The sequence below is a fragment of the Pseudomonas sp. EL_65y_Pfl2_R95 genome, from assembly GCF_963971045.1.
Taxonomy (GTDB): domain Bacteria; phylum Pseudomonadota; class Gammaproteobacteria; order Pseudomonadales; family Pseudomonadaceae; genus Aquipseudomonas.
In genome coordinates this window covers 25,201-47,578 of the sequence record NZ_CAXAOV010000008.1, presented here as the reverse complement: position 1 = coordinate 47,578, position 22,378 = coordinate 25,201, and the positions used below count along the sequence as shown (strand labels likewise).

The following is a 22,378-nucleotide window of genomic DNA, read 5'->3' as shown; positions in this document are numbered from 1 at the left end:
CATGAGCCAGATCCAGATCCCTTGCCTGATGATGCGAGGCGGTACATCCAAGGGTGCATACTTCTTAGCCAACGACCTACCCGCCGATCAAACTCAGCGGGACTCGGTGCTGCTAGCCGTCATGGGCTCGCCAGACAAACGACAAATCGACGGTATTGGCGGCAGCGACCCACTCACCAGCAAGGCTGCAATCATTCAGCTTTCGGCTCGCAAGGACGCCGACGTTGACTACCTGTTCGCCCAAGTTCTGGTCGAAGAGCCGCGGGTGGATTACGGCCAGAACTGCGGCAATATTCTCGCTGGGGTAGGCCCTTTTGCCATCGAGCGCGGTCTGGTTTCGGTCGCCGGTGAAGTAACGCCTGTGCGTATTTTCATGCAGAACACTGGCCAAATTGCTGTCGCCCACGTCCCCACACCTGATGGGGCAGTGCGCTACAGCGGTGATGCGAAAATTGACGGGGTACCCGGCTTCGCTGCACCGCAGATTGTTGAGTTCGCGGACATCGCCGGGTCAAGTTGCGGCGCAATGCTGCCGACCGGGAATGCTCGCGATCAAATTGATGGCGTTGACATCACCTGTATCGACAACGGCATGCCAGTCGTACTCATTAGTGCCGAAGCGATGGGCCGCACAGGCTATGAAAACCGTGAGGCGCTGGATGCCGACATTGAATTGAAGGCACGACTTGAGTCTATTCGACTGCAAGCTGGGCCTCTCATGAACTTGGGCGATGTTCGCCAGCGCAATGTACCGAAAATGTGTTTGATAGCGGCGCCGCGCGATGGCGGGACTATCACGACCCGTAGTTTTATTCCGCATCGCTGCCATGCGTCTATTGGTGTATTTGGCGCTGTCAGTGTGGCAACTGCCTGCCTGATCGACGGCTCGGTAGCGTATCCAATTGCCAGCACCGGGAACGGCGAGACCAAGCACCTTTCAGTCGAACACCCCAGCGGCGAATTCACCGTAGAAGTGCGTATGCGCGACCATCAGTTGATCGGCTGCGGCCTGATACGCACCTCTCGCCTACTGTTCGACGGATTGGTCTGTGTACCCCAGGCAGCATGGCCTGAATACAGCTTGAAGAAAATATGAGACTGACCGTCGTGACCCTAATCGGCTACGGGGAGGCTGGTCACATTCTGGCTCAAGACCTGGTCGTTCAAGGCGTTCAGGTAAAAGCCTATGACCGCTTGATCGACACCCCTAAAACACGCGCCGTACTTGAAAAAAAAGCAGCCATGAGTGGCGTTCAGCTATTCACCAGCGCTGGCGAGGCGGTGCAAGGCGCCGCACTGGTGATATCGGCGGTCACTGCGGGCTCAGCACTTGCAGTTGCACAGGCAGTGGCGACAACGCTACAGGCAGGGCAAGTGTTCATGGACATTAACTCCGTGGCACCAAGTACCAAACAGGCAGCACACAATGTATTGCACGTCAGCGGTGCCTGCTATGTAGACGCTGCAGTGATGGCGCCGTTACCTCCACAGCGCCTGCAAACCCCCATGTTGCTTGGCGGTGCATTGGCAGACGAATTGTCTTTGGCGCTCAATGCATTGGGTTTCAATACCCGTGTAGTTGCTTGTGAGGTGGGAATCGCTTCGGCGATAAAGATGTGCCGTAGCGTCATGATAAAAGGGCTTGAAGCCTTAACGACCGAGTGCCTGACCACTGCTCGCCACTACGGCGCTGAACAGGAAGTACTTGCCTCCTTGCACAAGAGTTTTCCATCGCTCGGATGGGACGCTGACCTACCCCATTACCTAATTAGCCGTGTGGCCGAGCATGGGCGACGTCGAGCTGAGGAAATGGAAGAGGTTGCGCAAACAGTATGCGGCGCAGGAATCGAGCCGACCATGAGTCGGGCGATTGCAACGACCCAGCGCGCCCTTGTCGATGAGTTAGCCAGACACGACCTACATTATGCTGATCTCAATCCCTTCGACTGGCAACATCTGGCGCAACTGCTCAGAGACCGCAAGAAGTAGCGCGGTTCACCTAAGGCTCTTCGAGCGCCACCGCCTTTAATCCTCCCTGCTTTACTGGCACCAAATGCATGGCGACTCCTGAGCATATTAAAACTGCTTGGGCCCCACTTTACTCGCCAACTCCATAAGTAAAACGCATAGCAACGACAGGCTTATGAATTATTCCCCGACAGACCTGTCATGCCAGCATCAAGGCCATTGAAGAAGCCATTAAACAACAACAATACAGCCTTGGCAGACGAGTCTATCTCGCCGGTTTCTTCCCACGTCACTGAGATGGCTGTGGGTACGTTCTGCCAGGCATAAAACCAAATTGGATACTCGATGAAAGCTACAACCTACCTAGTTCCTACATGTCAGACCGCAGCCGCTGACAACAGCATGCGCTCATACATCTTTATCCAATGCCCCTCTCCATTTTCTGTCATTGCCAGTCAGCGCCTGAGTTGACTGCGACACCTGCCACAACACCAAACAGGGCCTATCCAGCCTAAAAATGCCTGTGCAAATTGCACTTCAGCGACAAAAGCGACGCTTAAAACAACAAGAGGAAACTACCATGCTTAGATTTTCCAAAACGCTTCTGGCACTTTTCGCCAGTGCAACATTCAGCGTTGCAGCCACCGCCGCTGAACCCGTTATTACACTCAAGGTTCATCACTTTTTACCCTCTCACTCAGTCACCCAGGCAGACCTGCTAAAACCCTGGGCAGACAAAATCACTAAAGAGTCAGATGGCCGGATCCAGTTTCAGTTTTATCCATCCATGCAGTTGGGTGGTACGCCGCCACAACTTGTTGACCAAGTACGCGATGGCGTTGCCGATATCGTCTGGACACTACCTGGTTACACCAGTGGTCGGTTCCCATTGATCTCAGCCTTCGAGCAACCCTTCATGAGTCGCTCCGCGGAGGCAACCAGCCAGGCCATGTGGGACTTTATTCAAGCGCACGGCCAGAAAGAATTTGCTGGCATGCACCTGCTTGCCACTCATGTGACCGACGGCGCCTTGGTGCATACCACTAAGAAACCGATCAAGCAAATGAGCGATTTCCGTGGGCTGAAGATTCGCGCGGCAAACCGCACCTCAACCCGCCTGATTTCCCTCCTTGGAGGCACACCGGTGGCGATGCCAGTGCCACAGATTCCTGAGGCATTGTCTAAAGGCGTGGTCGATGGCGCCATTGTGCCTTGGGATGTAGTGCCTGCCCTCAAACTGCACGAGCTGGTGAAGTACCACACCGAGATGGCGCCAGGCCAACCGGCGCTGATGTACACGGTAATGATTCTGGCGATGAATCCGGCCAGCTACGACAAACTGCCTGCTGACCTGAAAAAAATTATCGACGACAACAGTGGCCGTGAACTGTCTCGTCAAGCCGGTCATTTGTTCGACACCCAGGTTATTCAAACCGGTCACGAACTGGCCAAGCAGCAAGGTAATGAGATTTATCAACTGCCCGTCGAAGAGCAGAACAAGTGGATGAAAGCCGTTTCTCGCATGGACCAGGACTGGGTTAAAGAGGTCAAGGGCAAAGGCTATGACAACGCCGATGCGCTGCTTCAAGAGGCTCGCCAGCTGATCGACAAGTACAGCACTGCTCAGCCGCAATGACCGCAACAACGCCAGCCCAGCTGGCGTTAGCTTCCTGGAGACTCCAATGAAAGACCCTGTTGTTCAGGTGGCACCGCCGCCAGTACATCCGTTTGGCCACGTGCTTGATTGTCTGTCGCGAATTTTGGCACTTATCGGCGGCCTGCTGCTGGTGGCTATTACCCTGATGACGACTTACAGCATCTTCATGCGCTCACTGTTTGACGAACCACTATTGGGTGACGTTGAGCTTGTACAAATGGGCTGTGGAATTGCCATCGTTTTCTTCCTACCACTGTGTCAGATGCGCCGCGGCAATGTGATCGTCGACGTTTTCACACTGAACGCGCCCGCTAAAATGCGTGGCCTACTCGACGCCATCGGCGGCCTCCTGATGGGGTGTGCAGGTGCGTTAATTGCCTGGCGTTCGGTAGCAGGCACCATGGACGCTTATGGTAGCGGCGAGGAGTCAATCATCATGGCGCTGCCCGTCTGGTGGGCCATGCTGCCTTTCGCGCCGGGCTTCGCATTACTCGCCCTAGTGTCTCTGTATACCGCTTGGGAAGACTTCACCGGCAGGAGCGTAACGTCATGAGTTCTGTTGAAATTGGCGGACTGTTCCTTGCCATCCTTCTGGTGCTGCTGGTTATCCGTATTCCAATCGCTATCGCCATGCTTCTCACTGGCGTTGCGGGGTATGTGGCCATCGCTGGCTGGTCACCATTGCTCAGCTATTTGAAAACCGTTAGCTATGCGCGATACACGGTTTACGACCTTTCGGTAATCCCCCTGTTTCTATTAATGGGTCAATTCGCTTCGCGCGGCGGGTTGGCGAGTGGCTTGTTCCGGGCAGCAGCAGCGATGATCGGGCACTGGCGGGGCGGACTTGCGATGTCAGCCGTTGGTTCCTGTGCAGCATTTGGTGCTGTGTGCGGATCATCCATCGCTACGGCGGCAACGATGGGCCAAGTGGCTCTTCCGGAGCTAAAACGCTACAACTATTCTGGCTCACTGGCTGTTGGTTGTCTGGCTGCTGGCGGAACATTAGGCATCCTGATTCCGCCGTCGGTGGTCTTGGTAATCTACGCAATTCTCGCTCAGGAAAATATTTCCTCACTGTTCATGGCCGCCTTTATCCCTGGGATTCTGGCCGCCATTGGCTACATGATCGCCATTGCTATCTACGTGCGTATCAACCCAGAAGCTGGCCCCGCTCAACCAAAACTGAACTGGCGTCAACGGCTCGAGGCACAAAAAGGTGTCTGGCCAGTATTCATGATTTTCCTGGTCGTGCTCGGTGGCATATATGGCGGCTGGTTCACGCCGACTGAAGCGGCCGCAGTGGGCACCGTCGGGACTGGCGTATTTGCAGTCGTAATGGGTGGAATGCGCCTGCCAGAGTTCAAAGAAGTGTTGTACGGCACTGCTGTGACCACCGGAATGATCTTTATGATTCTTCTCGGTGCAGACCTGCTCAATGCTTTTCTGGCTATCTCACAGTTACCGGTGGCGTTGGTCGAGTGGATCAGCAACAGCGGCTTGCCGCCCTTCGTAGTGCTTGCAGGCATTCTGCTGCTCTACGTGATTCTCGGCTGCGTGATGGACACAATGTCGATGATTCTGCTGACCATTCCAATCTTCTTCCCCGTGATTATGGGCATGGAGTTCTATGGTCTTGATCACACCGAAAAAGCCATCTGGTTCGGCATCCTTGCACTGATGGTGGTCGAAATTGGCATGATCACACCACCCGTGGGCATGAACGTGTACGTGATCAGCAGCATGGCCCGAGAAGTGACCTTGCGTGAGGCATTCCGCGGCGTCATTCCCTTCCTGTTATCGGACTTCGTTCGGGTTCTGCTACTGGTGTTATTCCCATCGATCACCCTTTGTCTTGTGCGCTGGCTGACTTGAGCCGACGCACAACCTGACCGAATTGCCGCTACCGGCGGTACAACTACTGCCCTGCATTACTCACAACGCATGCCAACGCGCAGGGCAGCTTTCAACATGCAATAAGGGAAAACAATAATGACGCGTACCCTCGTGCAACACTCTCTCTTTACGCCGGGTCTTCTGGCCATTGCCATTGCAGCACTAGTGCCGACAAGCGCTAACGCAGAAGGTTTTGTTGACGATGCAAAGGTCTCGATAAATTCACGTAACTTCTTCATCAACCGGAACTTTGTCGACTCTAATGCCCAGCAGAATGTGGCTCAGGAGTGGACACAGAGCTTCATTCTAAATGCCCAATCCGGTTATACCGCAGGACCCGTCGGCTTCGGTATCGACACCCTCGGTTTATTGTCGGTCAAGCTTGATGGTGGCAATGGTACAGATGGAACCGGGCTCCTTCCCGTTCACCCAGACGGTCCATCGGATGACTTCGGTCGCCTGGCCGTGGCGGGTAAAGCCAAGATATCCAAAACAGAGCTGAAAGTCGGTGAGTGGATGCCGGTGCTGCCGATCCTGCGCTCTGATGATGGCCGCTCGCTGCCCCAGACCTTTGAGGGTGCACAGTTGACCTCTAAAGAGCTGGAAGGCTTAAGCCTGTATGGCGGCCAGTTCCGACAAAACAGCCCGCGTGATAGTGCAAGTATGGATGACATGAGCTTTGCTGGCGCCCTCTCTGACCGCTTCAATTTCGCGGGCGGCGAATATGCTTTCAATCAGAATCGCACCCAACTTGGCGTTTGGTATGCCGAACTCGAAGACGTATACCATCAGCAATACTTCAATATTCAACACAACCAGCCAGTGGGCGATTGGGTGCTGGGCGCTAATCTTGGATATTTCATCGGTAAGGAAGACGGAAGTGCACTCGCCGGAGACCTCGACAACAAAACCATGTCGGGCTTGTTCTCAGCGAAGATTGGCGGTCACGCCTTTTTCGTCGGCCTGCAGAAACTCACTGGCGATAACGCCTGGATGCGCGTCAACGGCACCAGCGGCGGCACCCTTGCGAACGATAGTTTCAACAACAGTTATGACAATGCCAAAGAACAGTCCTGGCAAGTTCGCTACGATTACAACTTCGCCGCGCTGGGCGTACCGGGCCTGACCCTGATGAACCGCTATATCAGCGGCGATAATGTACACACCGCCACAACAGACAACGGCAAGGAATGGGGCCGCGAATCTGAACTGGCCTACACGATACAAAGCGGTGCATTCAAGGAGCTCAACGTCAAATGGCGTAACTCCAGTCTGCGCCAAGACTTCGCCACTCGCGATCTCGATGAAAACCGCATCATCTTCAACTACCCGTTACCCATCCTGTAACTGCACGGCTCCTTTAAACGCTTTACTCCACGTGTGATTGCTTTGGCCCGTCGATGACGGGCTTTTTTATGGCCAAACTTCAGACACCGTTCGCGTCAAGAGATCAGCCCTTGTACCACTAGATAAAGACTGGTGGAGCGCACAGAATGGCAACAATTAGTGAAACCTTCACGGTACTTCAGAACGCTCGCCATTACCGCAGCATGTCCGTTCAGCCAGAAACCAACGAGGATCTGGTTTACTATTCAAGCTGATCGCCTTGAAGCGCTTACCGGCTGAGTTGAAAACATGAATCGTCGTAAAAAGATAAAGCAACTACTGGCTGCTCATGCCAAGAAGGCGAGTGCCAAAAAGGCCCCGCGCAAGAAGTCGACCTACATCAGTAAAGCCGACCGCCTAAAGCTCGCGACCGAGCCCGCTCCAGAGCCAAGCACGCCCGCCGAGGGCTGATCCTGACGCCTTACCTGCTTTTAGATGGCGTCGAAACTGCCGACGGCAACGCCTCGCTAAAACTGCTCAGCGGCAAACGCCAGCAGGCTTTCGCTGCCCGCCAGAATCCGCTGCAGATGCACGGTGGTTTCCGGCAGTTGCTGTTGGTAGAAGAAGCGCGCGGTGTGCAGCTTGGCTTGATAGAAGTCGGCCTCTGCTGAGTTTTGCTGCAGGCGTTGTTGCGCCAAGGTGGCCATTTTTGCCCATTGCAGAGCGAACGCAACAAGCGCCGTGAGGTGTAGATAATCCACTGCCGCGGCGCCAGTCTCGGCCGGGCTGGCATCAGCCAGCAGATACTCCGTGGCTTGGCGCAAGTGCTCTAGTGCCTGGCTCAACGGCGTGGCGAACTCACTCGATCCGGTGCTGCAAAAGTCTTCGACCAAGGCGATAAAGCGCCGTAGTGCCCGACCGTCATTGAGCCTGAGTTTGCGCGTGACCAGGTCCATCGCCTGCACACCGTTAGTGCCCTCATACAACGGCGTGATTCGCGCATCGCGCAGGTACTGCTCCATGCCCCACTCGCGAATATAGCCATGTCCACCAAAGCACTGCATTGCCAAGCTGGTGCTTTCCACCCCTTTGTCGGTGCAATAGGCTTTGATCATCGGTGTCAGCAAACCCAGCAGGTCGTTAGCCGCTTCGCGCACTTCGGCGTCCGGGTGTTTGTGCACCAGATCGACCTGCACCCCGGCCCAATAAGCCAGCGCTCGACCACCTTCGATAAAGGCGCGTTGAGTCAACAGCATGCGCCGCACATCCGGATGCGCGATGATCGGATCGGCTGGCTGATCAGGCGCCTGAGCCCCGCCCGGCGCCCGGCCCTGCATACGTTCGCCGGCATAACGCGCGGCGTTTTGGTAGGCAGCCGAGGCCAAACTCAGGCCCTGCACGCCCACGGCAAGGCGCGCGCTGTTCATCATCACAAACATGACCCGCAGGCCCTGATGCGGTTCACCCAGCAAGTACCCAGTGGCTCCGTCGTAGTTCATCACACAGGTTGGGTTGCCGTGGATGCCCATTTTTTCTTCCAGCGAACCACAGCGAACGCCGTTACGCGCCCCCAGCGAGCCGTCTGCCTTGACCAGAAACTTGGGCACGATAAACAGGCTGATGCCCTTCACTCCCGCCGGAGCATCCGGCAAGCGGGCCAATACCAAATGGACGATGTTCTCGGCCAGATCATGCTCGCCAGCGGAGATAAATATCTTGCTGCCGCTGATGCTGTAACTGCCATCGGCCTGCGGTTGCGCACGGCTGCGCAGCAAGCCCAAGTCAGTGCCGCAATGGGGTTCGGTGAGGTTCATGGTGCCGGTCCAGCGCCCTGCAATCATCGGCGGCAGGAACAATGCCTTCTGCTCTTCAGTGCCGCCGTTGACTATGGCATTGGCGGCGCCATGGCTGAGCCCGGCGAACATCGAGAACGCCATGTTGGCACTGCTGGTGATTTCGCGTACGACAATCCCCAGCACGTGGGGCAGGCCTTGGCCGCCGTATTCCGGCAGTGCAGTCAAACCGCTCCAGCCACCTTCGGTGTAAGTCCGGAACGCCTCACGGAAGCCGGGGGCGGTGCGCACTTTATCATCCTCAAGCTCGCAGCCGTGCTGATCCCCCACTGCATTGAGTGGCGCCAGGACTTCGCTGGCTAGCCTGGCGCTCTCTTGCAGAATCGCCGCGACCACATCAGGGCTGGCATCAGAGAAACCCGGCAGATTCCGGTATTGCTCCAGGTCGAGCAACTCGTCGAGTACAAACTGCATATCCCGCAAAGGGGCTTGATAGGTAGACATGCTTTATTCCTTGGACGTGCTCAATGACAACTGCTTGGCTTCGGCAATCAGGATTCGCGGGTCAACAACGAGAGGCCAAGCCAGGCGCGACGCATCAGCCAAGGACTCGGCCGGTAGCGCGGATCGCGATAAAAGGCGTGCAGCTGGTTGAGCACATACAGGATATTCTCCGCGCCCAGCGCATCGCCCCAGCTCAGTGGCCCCTGTGGATAACCCAAGCCGAGGCGGATGGCCCGATCGATATCCTCTGGGCTGGCCACCCCCTGTTGAGCCATGTCACAGGCAATATTGACCACCTGTGCCAGCACCCGCTGCGAGACGAACCCGGCGCTGTCACGGATCACACTCACCGCCACCCCATCGCCCGCGAACAGGCAATGGGCCGCATCGCGCCAGCGCGCTTCGGTGACAACCGTGGTCATCAGCACGCGGCGACGCTCCAACGGCAGCAGTGTGTCCAGCGCCATCGTGCGCAGCGGGTCGAGCCCTTCCCTGATGGAGCTGCTGGTCGCGTCGTCACCCAATGGCAGCACCAGGCATAGTGCGTCATCGCTAGGTTGCGCGCCCATCTCAACGCGCGCGCCAAGCGTGTCCAGCAGTTGCAAGACGCGTTCACGCGCCTGCGGCCTAACCTGACTCACCCAGACCGGCGGTAAGTCGACCTGCGGCGCGGGAAGCTCCACTGGTACTTGCGCCACACCCTCGACATAACGGTAGAACCCCTGCCCGGTTTTGCGCCCTAACAACCCGGCGTCCAGACGCTGACGGGTAATTACCGTCGGCCGGTAACGGGGTTCCTGGTAGTACTGGGCATAGATTGATTCGGTGACCGGGTGCGAGACATCCAGCCCGGTCAGGTCGAATAGCTCGCACGGCCCCATGCGAAAACCCGCCTGTTCGCGCAGAATGCGGTCTATCCCGACCTCATCGACGACCGACTCGGTAAGCACGCGCATCGCTTCAGTGCCAAAACCGCGGCTGCCGTGGTTGACGATAAAGCCCGGCGTGTCCTGCGCCCGCACCGCGACATGACCAAAGCGCTCGCCTAATGCAAGCAAGGTAGCGCCGACCCAAGGCTCGCTCTGTAAACCGTCAATGACTTCAACGATCTTCATCAGCGGAACCGGGTTGAAAAAATGGAAACCGCCGACGCGACCTGGCAGACGGCACTGGGCGGCAATCGCCGTGACCGATAGCGACGATGTATTGCTGGCCAATATGCAGTCATCCGCCACCAGGGTCTCCAACTCGGCAAACAGGGCACGCTTGGCTTCAAGGTTTTCGACGATGGCTTCGACTACCAACTGACAATCACGCAGCTCGTCCAGATTTTTCACTGGCTTGAGCAGAGCAGTTGCAGCCTGCGCAGCCTCTTCACTTATACGGCCCTTGGCGAGCAGCTTGCTGAAGGTGGTGATTATGCCTTCGCGCGCGTTATCCGCCGCCCCTTCGCGCTGGTCAAACAACATCACCTGAATCCCCGCCTGGGCTGCGATCTGGGCGATGCCCGCACCCATGACACCAGCACCCACCACCGCCATGCGGCTTATTTCACGCGCTGCCATGCTTTATTTCCCCTGATAAACCGGTTTGCGCTTTTCCAGAAAGGCGTGCATGCCCTCCTTCTGGTCAGCGGAGTCGAAGAGCAGTTGAAAGGCTTTGCGCTCCAGCATCAACGCCGCCTCCAGCGACGCATCCTGACCCGCCAACAGCACTTCTTTGATCTGCATCACCGCCAGCGGCGGCATGCTGGCAATCAACTCGGCCAACTCCAGGGCCCGAGCCTGCACCTGATCATCGGCCACCACTTCGCTGACCAGCCCCATGCGCAGCGCTTCGTCGGCTTTCACCGACAACCCCGTCAGCAGCAGTCGCATGGCTTGAAACTTACCGACGGCACGGGTCAACCGCTGAGTGCCGCCGGCGCCGGGCATGACTCCGACACGGACTTCAGGCTGGGCAAAACTGGCGCTTTGACCGGCCACTATGAGATCGGCATGCATGGCCAACTCGCAACCACCGCCCAAGGCATAGCCATTGACTGCGGCGATCACTGGCTTCGGACACTGGGCGATCGCCGACCACAGACGATGGGTCTGGCGCAGGTGCATTTCCATGGCACCGCGTTCAGCCATGTCGCGAATATCGGCGCCAGCGGCAAATACCTGCTCGCCGCCCGTCAAGACAATACAACGCACCTCAGGATCATTGCCCAAGGCCGTGAAGTGCGCAGCCAGTTGCTCACGCACCGCCTGGTTCAATGCGTTGCGCGCATCGGGGCGATTGAGGCGGATCAGGGCGACAGCCGTAGATGGCCGTTCAACTAGCGTCTCGCTCATGCTCAACTCCTGTAATAACTGTTCCGCTGTGCGGAATCTTATTTTGAAATTACAATCAGCCTACGTCTGTGCCTGCATGATTGGAAATACTTTACCGACACCCTCGCTCGGAAAATACCAAGGTATAAGCGAACCAACAGTAGATCGGCCTTAACCCAGTAAAGCCGTGGCTTTAAGCGTAATTCCGCCATGCGGAATTGTATTTTGAATTATTGACTCACTGAATTTGCCTGTGCCAGCATCGACCAGGCGTTCGGACAGCATTGCCCGAGGCATAAGGAATACCCATGGATAAGCGCGGCTCGATCGACAACGAACTCGATAACCAGACTCTGGATCAGGATCGGCAATTTGTTACGGCGCTGGCCCGAGGCCTGGAACTGTTGCGCTGTTTTCGTCCCGGTGAACAGTTGCTGGGCAATCAGGAGCTGGCTAAGCGCAGCGGTTTGCCCAAAGCCACGGTGTCCCGCCTGACCCACACCCTGACCCGTTTGGGTTATCTGCAATACGTCAACAGCCTCGGCAAGTACGCCCTCGATACAGGCGTATTGGCGCTTGGCTACGCCCATCTCAGCGGTTTGGATATCCGTCGTCAGGCACGCCCGCTGATGCAGGAGATGGCCGAGCAGTCGCAAAGCTCGCTGTCTATGGGCGCCCGTGACCGGCTGAGCATGGTCTACACCGAAAATTGCCAAGGACCTGGCCCGCTGACCCTGCGCCTGGATGTTGGCTCTCGCATTCCGCTGGCCAGCACCGCCATGGGCCGCGCCTACTTGGCCGCCCTGCCAGACCACGAGCGCGACTTGTTGCTCGACCAATTGCGCTTGCGCGCGGGCGAGCAATGGCCGGTTATCCGCGAGCAACTGGAAAAAGCCTTTCGCCAATATCAGGACCAAGGTTTTTGCTTGTCCTGCAGCGAATGGCAGAAAGACATTAACGCCGTTGGCGTGCCCCTGCATAAGCCAGACGGCTCCGGTGTAATTGCCTTCAGCGCGGGAGGGCCGGCCTTTGTGCTGCGCCAGCACATGCTTGAAGACGACCTGGGGCCGCGTCTTGTTCATCTGGTGCGCAGCGTCGAAATCAACCTCGGTCGCCAATTCCAATAAATAGAGGTCCCCATGATCAACGATCAGGAAACGCTTAATCTGCTGCTCGATAACCTGTCGCGCTTTGTCCGTGAACGCCTGGTGCCGCGCGAGGCGGAAGTCGCAGAGAAAGACTGCATTCCCCAAGACATCGTCGAGGAAATGAAAGCGCTGGGCCTGTTCGGTTTGTGCATTCCCGAAGACTTCGGCGGTCTGGGTTTAAGCATGGAGGAGGAAGTACTGGTCGCGTTCGAACTGGGCCGCACATCCCCCGCGTTCCGTTCGTTGTTTGGCACCAATAATGGCATCGGCTCACAGGGGCTGATCATCGACGGCAGTGAAGACCAGAAACAACGCTACCTGCCGCGCATGGCTGCAGGTGAGTTGATTGGCTCCTTTGCCCTGACCGAACCGGGTTCCGGTTCCGATGCTGCATCGCTGAGCACCCGCGCCGTTCGCGAAGGTGACGTCTACGTGCTCAATGGCAGCAAACGCTTTATCACCAATGCGCCTCAGGCCGGGATTTTCACCGTGATGGCGCGCACCAATCCGGACATCAAGGGCGCGGGGGGCATTTCTGCGTTTATTGTCGAGGCGGGCACGCCGGGGCTGTCACTGGGCAAGATCGACCAGAAGATGGGCCAGAAAGGTGCGCACACCTGCGATGTGATATTCGACAACTGCCGGGTGCCGGTCGCCAACCTGATTGGCGGCGTCGAGGGTGTCGGCTTTAAGACGGCCATGAAGGTGCTCGACAAAGGCCGCCTGCATATTGCCGCCGTTTGCGTGGGTGCCGCCGAACGCATGCTCGGCGATGCCCTGACCTACGCCATGGAGCGCAAGCAGTTTGGCCAGCCACTGGCTGAGTTTCAGCTGATTCAGGCCATGCTCGCCGACAGCCAAGCTGATATTTACGCGGCGCGCTGCATGATTATCGACGCCGCCCGCAAACGCGACCAACTGCAGGATGTGTCGATGGAAGCCTCCTGCTGCAAGATGTTCGCCTCGGAAATGTGTGGCCGCGTGGCCGACCGCGCCGTGCAAATCTTCGGCGGCGCCGGGTATATCAGCGAGTACGGGATTGAGCGGTTTTACCGCGACGTACGCCTGTTCCGCATCTACGAAGGCACCACGCAGATTCAGCAGCTGGTCATCGCCCGCAATCTGATTCGCCGGGCGGGGCAATGAGATGCAGACGCCTCTCGCCGATCTGCCTGAGCGCCTGCATCAACTCCTCGATCGCCACTGCACCCAGCAGCCCAACTGGCCCGCGTTGTATGAGGGTGAGATCAGCCTCAGTTACAGCCAATTGCGTCAAGCCAGCATTGAGTTGGCCGAGCAGTTAAGCCAAGACGGCGTGCGTGCGGGTGATCGCGTCATGCTGGTGGCCGAAAATTGCCGCCTGCTGGTCGCCGCGCTCCTCGCCGTGAGTCGCCTGGACGCTTGGGCAGTGGTGATCAACGCACGCCTGTCGCCGGCCGAGATCGAAAACATTCGCCAGCATTGCGGCGCCCGGCGCCTGTTGTTCAGCAGTGCCATATCCGTTGATGCCGCACAACATGCCGCCCAGGCCAGGGCTGAACCGCGCGAACACCCATTGCTCGGTGGTTATCATTTGGGCCCGCTCAACCCGGACTGTCAGCCTGAGCCTGTGCACGCGGACAATGCGCAACAAGTGGCGGCGATGATCTACACCACCGGCACCACCGGTAATCCCAAGGGCGTGATGCTGACCCATCGCAACCTGCTGTTTGTGGCCAGCATGGGTTGCCACATGCGCAAGTTGACCCGTGCCGACCGGATTTACGCCGTGCTGCCCATATCCCATGTGTTCGGCTTGGCGTCAGTGTGTTTGGCCACGCTGTACAGCGGCTCATCCCTGCAATTGGCGGCACGCTTCGATGCACGAGAAGTGATACGCGTCTTGCGTGAGGATCACATCAGTATTCTGCTTGGCGTGCCCGCGATGTTTGCCCGAATGCTCGAAGTCGCGACCCAGCAAAACATTGAGTTGCTGGCCCCGGCGCTGCGCTTTATGTACGCCGGCGGCGCGCCCCTTGATCTGACCTTGAAGTGCGCGGTAGAGCGACGCCTGAACAGCGCGCTGCATAACGGCTACGGCCTGACCGAAAGCTCGCCGACCATCAGCCAGACGCGGATTGATGAACAACGCGATGACACCTCGGTCGGCAGGCCGATTCCCGGCATTGAAATCCGCCTGCTCGACAAACAGGGCAGCACCGTCGCCCAGGGTGAGATTGGTGAGCTGTTAGTCCGTGGCCCCAACGTGATGAAGGGGTATTACCGCGCCCCGGAACAAACCGCGCAGGTGCTCAGCGCTGACGGCTGGCTGAATACCGGTGACCTGGCAAGGGAAGACAGCGACGGCGCGTTATTTATTGTCGGGCGCAGTAAGGAGCTGATCATCCGCTCGGGCTTTAATGTCTACCCGCCAGAAGTCGAAGCAGTACTTAACAGTTTTCCGGGGGTCGTACTGTCTGCGGTAGTCGGCCTGAGTGTTGCGGGCAACGAAGAAGTCATCGCTTTTATACAGCCCAGTGATCCAGACGGTTTTGATAAACATGCACTGCAAGCCTTTGTCGGCAAGCACCTCTCCCCTTACAAACGGCCCAGCCAAACCCATGTTCTTTCCGGCTTGCCGGCCGCCGCCAGCGGCAAAATCCTCAAACACAAGCTTAAAGCGATGGCTGCGGAGTTAGCCGAGCAAGCGCGACTGACTTCGCACACCTGAGCAACCCTCCGCCTGAAAAGCCTGCGCATGGTCAAATGACCCCATGCGCAGCGCACCCGCCATCACCTTGCTGGATAAGCCGGTATCAACCTAGCCTAGAACAACCCAAGGTAATGGCATGGTCGTTTGTTTGCGGCTAACATCTGAAAGTAAGGTGTTTACCTTAAAAATTATAGAATAAATAATGTTCACCAAAACCGCTGTTTTGGCGTTTGAACCCATGCCCCACCTTGAGACGATTAAGGTGCATGCAGGTGCAAATTCACTTCAGGAGCATGCCCCCTTGTCAAAGCTGGCCTATTACAACAATAAGATCGCCGTGGTTACTGGCGCTGGTTCAGGTATCGGCCGCGCCATCGCTCATGCACTCAGCGCCAATGGTTGCAAGGTGTACTGCACCGACATCGACCTGGCAGCCGCGACCAGAGTTGCGGGTGAGTTGAACAATGCCCACGCCCGGCATCTCGATGTAGCGGATGCTGCGGCCGTCAGTGCATTTGCCGATGAAGTTTTTGCCCGCGAAGGCCGCGTCGACCTGTTGTTCAACAACGCCGGTGTTGGCCATGCCGGCGCGGTGGTTGATACCGAACTGGCCGACTGGAAGTGGGTCATGGAAATCAATGTGATGGGCGTTGTGCATGGCATCCACTACTTCCTGCCCCGCATGCTCAAGCAAAAGGGTCCTGCCCACATTATCAACACCGCATCCGGCGCAGGCATTATTCCCATGCCGCGAACGGCACCCTATTGCGCGTCCAAGCATGCCGTGGTCGGCTTGTCGCAGTCTCTGGCGGGCGAGCTCCATGGAACCAACGTCGGCATAACCATTCTCTGCCCCGGCACCATCAACACCGCGATTATCAAGAACACCAAAATGAGCGGCAGCACGGCCCAAGCCAGCCAAGCTCAAGCTGTCGCGCACTATGCCAAGAAAGGCACATCACCTGACCAGGTTGCGGCCGATGTACTGGAGGCAGTGGTCAAAGATAAATTGTTCTGCGTAACGCCGCGCAAGGAAGTCGGGCTGGGCTGGCTGCTGATGCGCCTGTCACCAGGGCTGATGCAACGGATCATGCGCGCCCGGATGAACCAGGTGGAAGGTGTCAAAGCCAGATAAATCGCGCTGGGGCCAACACCCCAACGCTTAACTCTGCGTCGCGAATAAGCTGGCACCGTTGCCCGTCAGATACGGCCGATACAACGCGAGCATTTGCTGATAACCCAACTCCAGATGCTTGCGGGTGATGCGGGTAATGCCGTGGCGCGAATGCAGATACTCGATCCAGTAAGTCGAGATTATCCAACTGTTTTCCAGCAGCATTTTCAGCTCGTCTTCACTGGCCCGCAGATGCCCCTGCTCGACCAGCTCCAGCAGACGCGCTAGCGCCCGCTCCTGAACCCGATTGGACATTTCCTGCAAGCGCTTACGAAGCAGTGGCTCCAGAGTGAACAACGCCATACTGTCGCGGTAAAAAAAGCGCCAATCCCACATCAACTGGAACCACAGGTGCATATCCTGCTGGCCATCGAGCAACTGCATTTGCTCCTCGGTGAACTGCTCGAAAAGGACGTTGATCAGGTCGGCTTTCTTCTTGAAGTAGTAATACAGATTGCCTTCGTTGATTCCCACCGCATCGGCGATACCCGCTGTGGTGACTACGGACACACCCTTGGCATTGAATAATTTGCGGCTGGTCGCGAGGATTTTTTCGCGCGTGTTCCGTGGTTTCATCTTTTTGCCTTGTAACGATTGAATTGCCTGAGATTATGACCCTATATTTTATTAAGGTATAAACCTTAATAAAGCAGGTATTCAAAGAGCATCATAGCGGTGTTCAGGCGGTAAATACAGCTACAGCGCAGATGCGCCATGGGTTCTCGCCAGGCGGCTGGATCGCTGCCCGGCAATAAGGCAAAACCGTTGCCAAGCTGTATCTGACCATTAAGGTTTTCACCTTATTAAAAGTCAGCGCAACCGACAGATGACATGGCTGGAAGAAGAATCGCGGGCGCAAATTCATTGTGATCGCGACACTATGAGGACAACTAAAGATGTCAGTCGAACACTTTGATGTGCTGGTACTGGGTGCGGGTCTATCAGGCATTGGCGCGGCTTATCACTTACAAAAAAACTGCCCCAAAAAAAGCTACGCGCTACTTGAGGCACGCGAAGACCTCGGTGGCACTTGGGACCTGTTCCGCTACCCGGGCATCCGCTCAGACTCGGACATGTTCACGCTCGGTTATTCGTTCCGCCCCTGGGCGTCGGAGAAGTCGATTGCTGACGGCGCCGAGATCCTGCAATACCTGCGAGATACCGCCAGTGAATTCGGGATCGACCGCCATATTCGCTACGGCCATCGGGTTATCCGCGCCGCCTGGTCCTCCGAAGATGCACGCTGGACCTTGGATATTGAAGTCGGCGCTGAGCGCCAGCCGGTGCGCTACAGCTGCAACTTTTTCTATTTGTGCAGCGGCTATTACAGCTACGAAGCCGGTTACCTGCCGGACTTCCCGGGGGTAGAAAAATTCCAGGGCACGCTGGTACACCCACAGCAATGGCCTCAGGATCTGGACTACAGCAACAAACGCATCGTGGTAATCGGCAGCGGTGCCACTGCGGTGACCTTGGTGCCGACACTCGCGCGCAAAGCCGCCCACGTCATCATGCTGCAGCGCTCGCCGAGCTATGTCATGTCGCTGCCGGACAACGACAAAATCGCCCTGGGGTTGGGTAAATACCTGCCACAAAAGTGGGTGCACAAAATTGTTCGCGGCAAGAATGTGCTGATCAGCATGATCATGTACCGCCTCTGCCGGCACCGTCCGGCATTTGCCAAACGCATGCTGCGAAAAGGCATCGCCGGTCGCCTGCCTGAAGGCTACCCGGTCGATACCCACTTCAAGCCCAGCTACAACCCGTGGGATCAACGTCTTTGCTTAGTACCTAACGGTGACCTGTTCAAGGCGCTGCGCAAAGAAACAGCATCGGTGGTCACCGATCGCATTGCCAACTTCAGCGCCGACGGCATTCGTCTCGAATCCGGGCAAACACTTGAAGCCGATATCGTGGTCACCGCGACCGGACTGACACTGGTGCCGTGCGGCGGCGTCCAGTTTGAAGTTGATGGCCAGCCGATAAATCCGGGGCAAACCTTCTCCTTCAAGGGGCTGATGATGTCTGGCCTGCCCAATGTAGCCCTATGCGTCGGCTATACCCATGCGTCCTGGACCCTGCGTGCAGACCTCTCATCGCTGTACGTCTGCCGCTTGATCAACAGCATGGAGCAAAAAGGCTACAGCCAATGCATGCCGGTGATCGATGACGTGGAGATGGATCAACGTCCGCTGCTCGACATGAGTTCCGGCTACATTCTGCGCGCCGTCGACCAGTTTCCAAAGCAGGGCAAGAGCGCTCCTTGGCAGCAGAACCAAAACTATCTGCATGACTTGCTCGATATGAAGTTTGGCTCGATCAGCAACCGGGGCTTGAAGTTCTCCAGCCCCGACAAAGCGCTTAAACGCAGCGCGTAGTGGCTAGCCAGCAGCCCTTGCCAGTGGCAGGGCGACTTCATGCACAACCGGAGATAGCGCCATGACCTTTATCCAACGCGAACAACAAGCCGGCTCGGACGACGCTGCCATCGGGCAATTGCGCCACCTATTTGCCCTGCAGAAAAAAGCTTTTCTTGAACAACCAATTCCTGATCTAACGCAACGCCTGGAACTGCTCGGCGCGCTGGCAAATATGATGCTGGTCAACCGGGTAAAAATCCAAGAGGCGCTCGCCGCCGACTTCTCCTCGCACCCCCGCCAGTTCGCCGATCTTGTGGAATGCCTGGGCGTGGCAGGACGCGCGCAGCATGTCGCAGAGCACCTGGAAGGCTGGATGCAAGCCCAACAACGCAGCGCCGATAGCGGTCTGTATGGCACTGGCCGCGCATGCGTACTGGCGCAGCCAAAAGGCGTTGTCGGCAATATGGCGCCCTGGAACTTTCCGTTCGATATTGGCATCGGCCCGGCGATCGAGATGCTGGCTGCAGGCAACCGGGTAATTATCAAACCCTCCGACCTGACACCGGCATGCAGCGAGCTGACTCTGGAGATGATCCGCAATACCTTCGACCCAGCCCAAGTCGCTGCGGTAGCCGGGGGGCTGGAGCTGGCGAAGGTATTCCCGACCTTGAACTGGGACCACTTGATGTACACCGGCAGCACCGAAGTCGGGCGCAGTGTCGCGGTGGCTGCGGCGCAGAACCTGGTGCCTGTGACGTTGGAACTGGGCGGCAAATGCCCAGCGCTCATCGCCGAAGACGGCCTGAACCCGCGCACCATTGAACAGATTGTCGGCTGCAAGACCATCAAGAATGGGCAGATGTGCGTGACGGTCGATTACGCCTTGGTCAGCCAGCAACAGCGCGATCAGTTTGTCACTATGGTCAGCGAGCATATGCACGCAAATCTGCCGGACTACAGCCAGCGCCAAGACACCACGGGCATCATCAATCAGCGCCACCTGCAGCGCCTGCAAAGCTATCTGGATGATGCGACAGCCAAGGGCGCGACGTTGGTGCAACTGGGCGGCGAGATGGAGCAAGGCAGCAGGCGCATGCCTCTGACGCTGGTGCTCGACGCCAGCGACGACATGCTGCTGATGCAAAACGAAATCTTTGGCCCCATCCTGCCGATCAAAACCTACGCCAACATCAGCGAAGCGATTGATTACATCAATGCGGGCGAGCGTCCGTTGGGTATTTATGTGTTTACCGAAACTGCGGACATCGCCGAGCAGGTGCTGGCGCGCACCGTTTCAGGCGGCGCCTGCGTAAACTCGGCAGCACTGCAAGCGGCCATGCCGTGCCTGCCTTTCGGCGGTATCGGCAAAAGCGGTAGCGGCCGTCACCACGGCTATGAAGGATTCCTCGAGTTCTCCAACCTGCGCTCGATCTTCTAGCGTGGCGAGAATGACCTGGTCGCCGCCATGTTCGCCCCTTACGGCGAATTGGCTGACGCGGTGATTGCGGGTGCTTTAAATCACGGTTGATAAACCGGGCCCTTGCGCAAATGCAGTGATAAAACAGTGCATCTACCAAGGGCTCTTCGAGCATATTGCAACCAAATGGCGATAACCTGCGCGGGGCTCAGACCTTGAACTGCTGGGTCAGCTGGTTTAATCCGGTGGCTAGCGTGGTCAGTTCAGCGGTCGCCAATGCCGTCTGGCTGGCACCTTCCGAGGTTTCGCTGGAAAAGTCGCGGATGCTGACCAGGTTACGGTCGACCTCACGGGAGACTTGGGCTTGTTCTTCTGCCGCCGTGGCAATCATAAAGTTGCGCTCGTTGATCTGAGTCAAAGACTCGGTAATATCGACCAAGGCTTTGCCTGCGCTATGGGCCATCTCGAGGGTTTTCTGCGCCTGTCCACTGGTTAGTGTCATTGCTGAAACCGCGTTGCTGGTACCGGTCTGAATCGAGCCCACCATTTGCTCGATTTCCTGAGTCGATTGCTGGGTGCGATGGGCAAGCGCCCTTACTTCATCCGCCACCACCGCAAAGCCGCGCCCCGCCTCCCCTGCTCTTGCCGCTTCAATCGCCGCATTCAGCGCCAGCAGGTTGGTTTGCTCGGCAATTGCACGGATAACATCCAGCACCTTGCTGATGTCGGTCGCCATCATGGCGAGCGCCTGCACCTCGGTGGAGGTCTCCTCAACATTGCTGACCATCAGGTTAATAGCAGTCACCGTTTCATCTACCTTTGCCCGGCCCGCTACAGCCGCATCGCTCGATTGCGATGTCATCTGTGAGGTCGAGGTTGCATTACTGGCGACCTCCTCAACTGCCGCGCTCATTTCATTCACCGCGGTCGCGGCCATTTCGATCTCATGGCCTTGGCGTTGAATCGTCTCTGCAGCGCTTTCGGTGACGCTGTGCATTTCTTCAGAGGTGGCTGCCAATTGAGTGGATGAGTCGCCAATCATTGATAAGGCATTGCGCAGGTTGGACTGCATCGTGGCCAGCGCCGCGACCAATCGCGCCGCTTCATCTGAGCCATCGACGCTGATGGCCTGACTTAGATCGTTATCCGCAATAGACTCAGCAATCGACAGTGAGTAGCCAATGGGCACGGTCAGGCTGCGGGTGAACAAAAAGGCAAGTATCACCGAGGCAACAAAGCCAATGCCAATCGAAATCCAGACCACCAGCTGGGTTTGAAAATAAACGACATCCGCTTCATCACCCGCCTGCTTGGCTTTTTCCTGATTGATCTCGGTAAGTTTATTCAGTGACGCCTGGACGAGTCTCGCTGAGTCGCGCATCTCACCGCTTGACAGGCTAACCGCACGCTCCAGCTGCCCGGCTGCGATGGTGGCTAGGTATTCATCTTGAATAACCACATAGGCATCGCGTGCTTTGACAAATGCCTCATAAGCCTCGCGCCCCTGTGGGGTGACGATAAAGCTCTGCAGGGATTTAATATCACGTTCTATGCGTGACCTTGCTTGGCGGATGTCATCGAGCGCTTTGGTTTTGCGCTCATCAGGTTCGAGCGGGTTTCTGACCCGGGCATTGTTGCCTCTGATCCCGACAAACTCCCGGTTAAGATCGCTGACCAGTTTGATGCTGTCCAGCACGTTCGTTTCGACATAGGTTTCTGCGTCATTGAGCTTGTCTGCCTGGCGCAAAGACAGCATTCCAATCACAACGATAATCAAACAAAAAAACCCAAAGCTAACAGCAGCGCGCGGCGCCAAATTCAGTTTTCGTAAAATCATCAGAGTATCCTCCTTGGTTGATAACTCGCTATCGCAACCAAGGCGCATAACTTTACGCCGCCAAAAGCCAACTTTCCTCAGACCAAACTAAAGTTGGTGTTCGTGAGCACCCTAGGCTGAGGCTTTCTGATTTACGGGTTAAATGCGGCCGCTTTGCCCCTCCCACCTGCCCAAAAAACCAACACGCTGAAAAGAATCAAACCTGCCAACCGTTGGGTGCGCATTGCCCGATGCTTATAGTGACCATTGAATAAGCACGCCCTCTTTTGTGTTCTTGAACACGCAAGAGGG

Annotated in this window: 18 protein-coding genes; 13 read left to right on the top strand and 5 right to left on the bottom strand. The window is 57.0% G+C overall.

Annotated features, from left to right (window positions below; genetic code table 11):
• Position 1: 1 nt before the first annotated feature.
• The 7 genes from AACY09_RS21180 to AACY09_RS21150 all read left to right on the top strand — a co-directional run bounded on the left by AACY09_RS21180 (position 2) and on the right by AACY09_RS21150 (position 7,315).
• A complete protein-coding gene (locus AACY09_RS21180; RefSeq protein ID WP_339490866.1) occupies positions 2 to 1,096 on the top strand; it encodes a 4-oxalomesaconate tautomerase in 1,095 nt (364 codons plus the stop codon).
• Positions 1,093 to 1,989 (top strand): NAD(P)-dependent oxidoreductase, encoded by an 897-nt coding sequence (locus tag AACY09_RS21175; protein WP_339490865.1) that lies wholly within the window; start codon positions 1,093 to 1,095, stop codon positions 1,987 to 1,989. The genes AACY09_RS21180 and AACY09_RS21175 overlap by 4 nt, the downstream gene beginning before the upstream one ends.
• A 559-nt stretch (positions 1,990 to 2,548) precedes the next feature.
• The gene (locus tag AACY09_RS21170; RefSeq protein WP_339490864.1) at positions 2,549 to 3,604 is read left to right on the top strand and encodes a TRAP transporter substrate-binding protein; all 1,056 of its coding nucleotides are present in this window, start codon (positions 2,549 to 2,551) and stop codon (positions 3,602 to 3,604) included.
• Positions 3,605 to 3,650: 46 nt separating this feature from the next.
• Positions 3,651 to 4,178, top strand: coding sequence for a TRAP transporter small permease (locus AACY09_RS21165; RefSeq protein WP_339490863.1), 528 nt, complete (start codon positions 3,651 to 3,653; stop codon positions 4,176 to 4,178).
• Positions 4,175 to 5,497 (top strand): TRAP transporter large permease, encoded by a 1,323-nt coding sequence (locus AACY09_RS21160; protein ID WP_339490862.1) that lies wholly within the window; start codon positions 4,175 to 4,177, stop codon positions 5,495 to 5,497. The genes AACY09_RS21165 and AACY09_RS21160 overlap by 4 nt, the downstream gene beginning before the upstream one ends.
• Before the next feature lie 117 nt (positions 5,498 to 5,614).
• Positions 5,615 to 6,865 (top strand): OprD family porin, encoded by a 1,251-nt coding sequence (locus tag AACY09_RS21155; protein ID WP_339490861.1) that lies wholly within the window; start codon positions 5,615 to 5,617, stop codon positions 6,863 to 6,865.
• Positions 6,866 to 7,153: 288 nt separating this feature from the next.
• Positions 7,154 to 7,315, top strand: a complete 162-nt coding sequence (locus tag AACY09_RS21150; protein WP_339490859.1) for a DUF2986 domain-containing protein — start codon at positions 7,154 to 7,156, stop codon at positions 7,313 to 7,315.
• Between the two features lie 56 nt (positions 7,316 to 7,371).
• On the opposite strand, the gene AACY09_RS21145 is transcribed toward AACY09_RS21150, so the two are convergent.
• Genes AACY09_RS21145 through AACY09_RS21135 form a run of 3 tightly spaced genes read right to left on the bottom strand, consistent with a single transcriptional unit; the run spans position 7,372 to position 11,480 of the window.
• The gene (locus AACY09_RS21145) at positions 7,372 to 9,141 is read right to left on the bottom strand and encodes an acyl-CoA dehydrogenase C-terminal domain-containing protein (protein ID WP_339490858.1); all 1,770 of its coding nucleotides are present in this window, start codon (positions 9,139 to 9,141) and stop codon (positions 7,372 to 7,374) included.
• A 47-nt stretch (positions 9,142 to 9,188) separates the two neighbouring features.
• Entirely contained in the window at positions 9,189 to 10,706 is a 1,518-nt protein-coding gene (locus tag AACY09_RS21140; RefSeq protein ID WP_339490857.1) for a 3-hydroxyacyl-CoA dehydrogenase, read from the bottom strand.
• 3 nt (positions 10,707 to 10,709) lie between these two features.
• The gene (locus AACY09_RS21135; protein WP_339490856.1) at positions 10,710 to 11,480 is read right to left on the bottom strand and encodes an enoyl-CoA hydratase; all 771 of its coding nucleotides are present in this window, start codon (positions 11,478 to 11,480) and stop codon (positions 10,710 to 10,712) included.
• Between the two features lie 287 nt (positions 11,481 to 11,767).
• Between AACY09_RS21135 and AACY09_RS21130 the strand changes: the two genes are divergently transcribed.
• The 4 genes from AACY09_RS21130 to AACY09_RS21115 all read left to right on the top strand — a co-directional run bounded on the left by AACY09_RS21130 (position 11,768) and on the right by AACY09_RS21115 (position 16,434).
• Complete coding sequence (locus AACY09_RS21130; protein ID WP_339490855.1) at positions 11,768 to 12,586, top strand: IclR family transcriptional regulator; 819 nt, start codon at positions 11,768 to 11,770, stop codon at positions 12,584 to 12,586.
• 12 nt (positions 12,587 to 12,598) lie between these two features.
• Complete coding sequence (locus AACY09_RS21125; RefSeq protein WP_339490854.1) at positions 12,599 to 13,753, top strand: acyl-CoA dehydrogenase family protein; 1,155 nt, start codon at positions 12,599 to 12,601, stop codon at positions 13,751 to 13,753.
• A gap of 1 nt (position 13,754) precedes the next feature.
• Complete coding sequence (locus AACY09_RS21120) at positions 13,755 to 15,317, top strand: class I adenylate-forming enzyme family protein (protein ID WP_339490853.1); 1,563 nt, start codon at positions 13,755 to 13,757, stop codon at positions 15,315 to 15,317.
• Between the two features lie 184 nt (positions 15,318 to 15,501).
• On the top strand, positions 15,502 to 16,434 hold the full coding sequence (locus AACY09_RS21115; RefSeq protein ID WP_339490852.1) for an SDR family NAD(P)-dependent oxidoreductase: 933 nt from the start codon (positions 15,502 to 15,504) through the stop codon (positions 16,432 to 16,434).
• Between the two features lie 27 nt (positions 16,435 to 16,461).
• Here AACY09_RS21115 and AACY09_RS21110 read toward each other — a convergent pair whose 3' ends face one another.
• On the bottom strand, positions 16,462 to 17,049 hold the full coding sequence (locus tag AACY09_RS21110) for a TetR/AcrR family transcriptional regulator (RefSeq protein ID WP_339490851.1): 588 nt from the start codon (positions 17,047 to 17,049) through the stop codon (positions 16,462 to 16,464).
• Between the two features lie 320 nt (positions 17,050 to 17,369).
• Between AACY09_RS21110 and AACY09_RS21105 the strand changes: the two genes are divergently transcribed.
• Complete coding sequence (locus AACY09_RS21105) at positions 17,370 to 18,851, top strand: flavin-containing monooxygenase (protein ID WP_339490850.1); 1,482 nt, start codon at positions 17,370 to 17,372, stop codon at positions 18,849 to 18,851.
• A 61-nt stretch (positions 18,852 to 18,912) separates the two neighbouring features.
• Positions 18,913 to 20,271: an aldehyde dehydrogenase family protein gene (locus AACY09_RS21100; RefSeq protein ID WP_339490849.1), complete on the top strand. Its 1,359-nt coding sequence runs from the start codon at positions 18,913 to 18,915 to the stop codon at positions 20,269 to 20,271.
• A 187-nt stretch (positions 20,272 to 20,458) separates the two neighbouring features.
• Here the strand turns inward: AACY09_RS21100 and AACY09_RS21095 are convergent, their stop codons facing one another.
• On the bottom strand, positions 20,459 to 22,087 hold the full coding sequence (locus AACY09_RS21095) for a methyl-accepting chemotaxis protein (protein ID WP_339490848.1): 1,629 nt from the start codon (positions 22,085 to 22,087) through the stop codon (positions 20,459 to 20,461).
• Between the last annotated feature and the right edge of the window lie 291 nt (positions 22,088 to 22,378).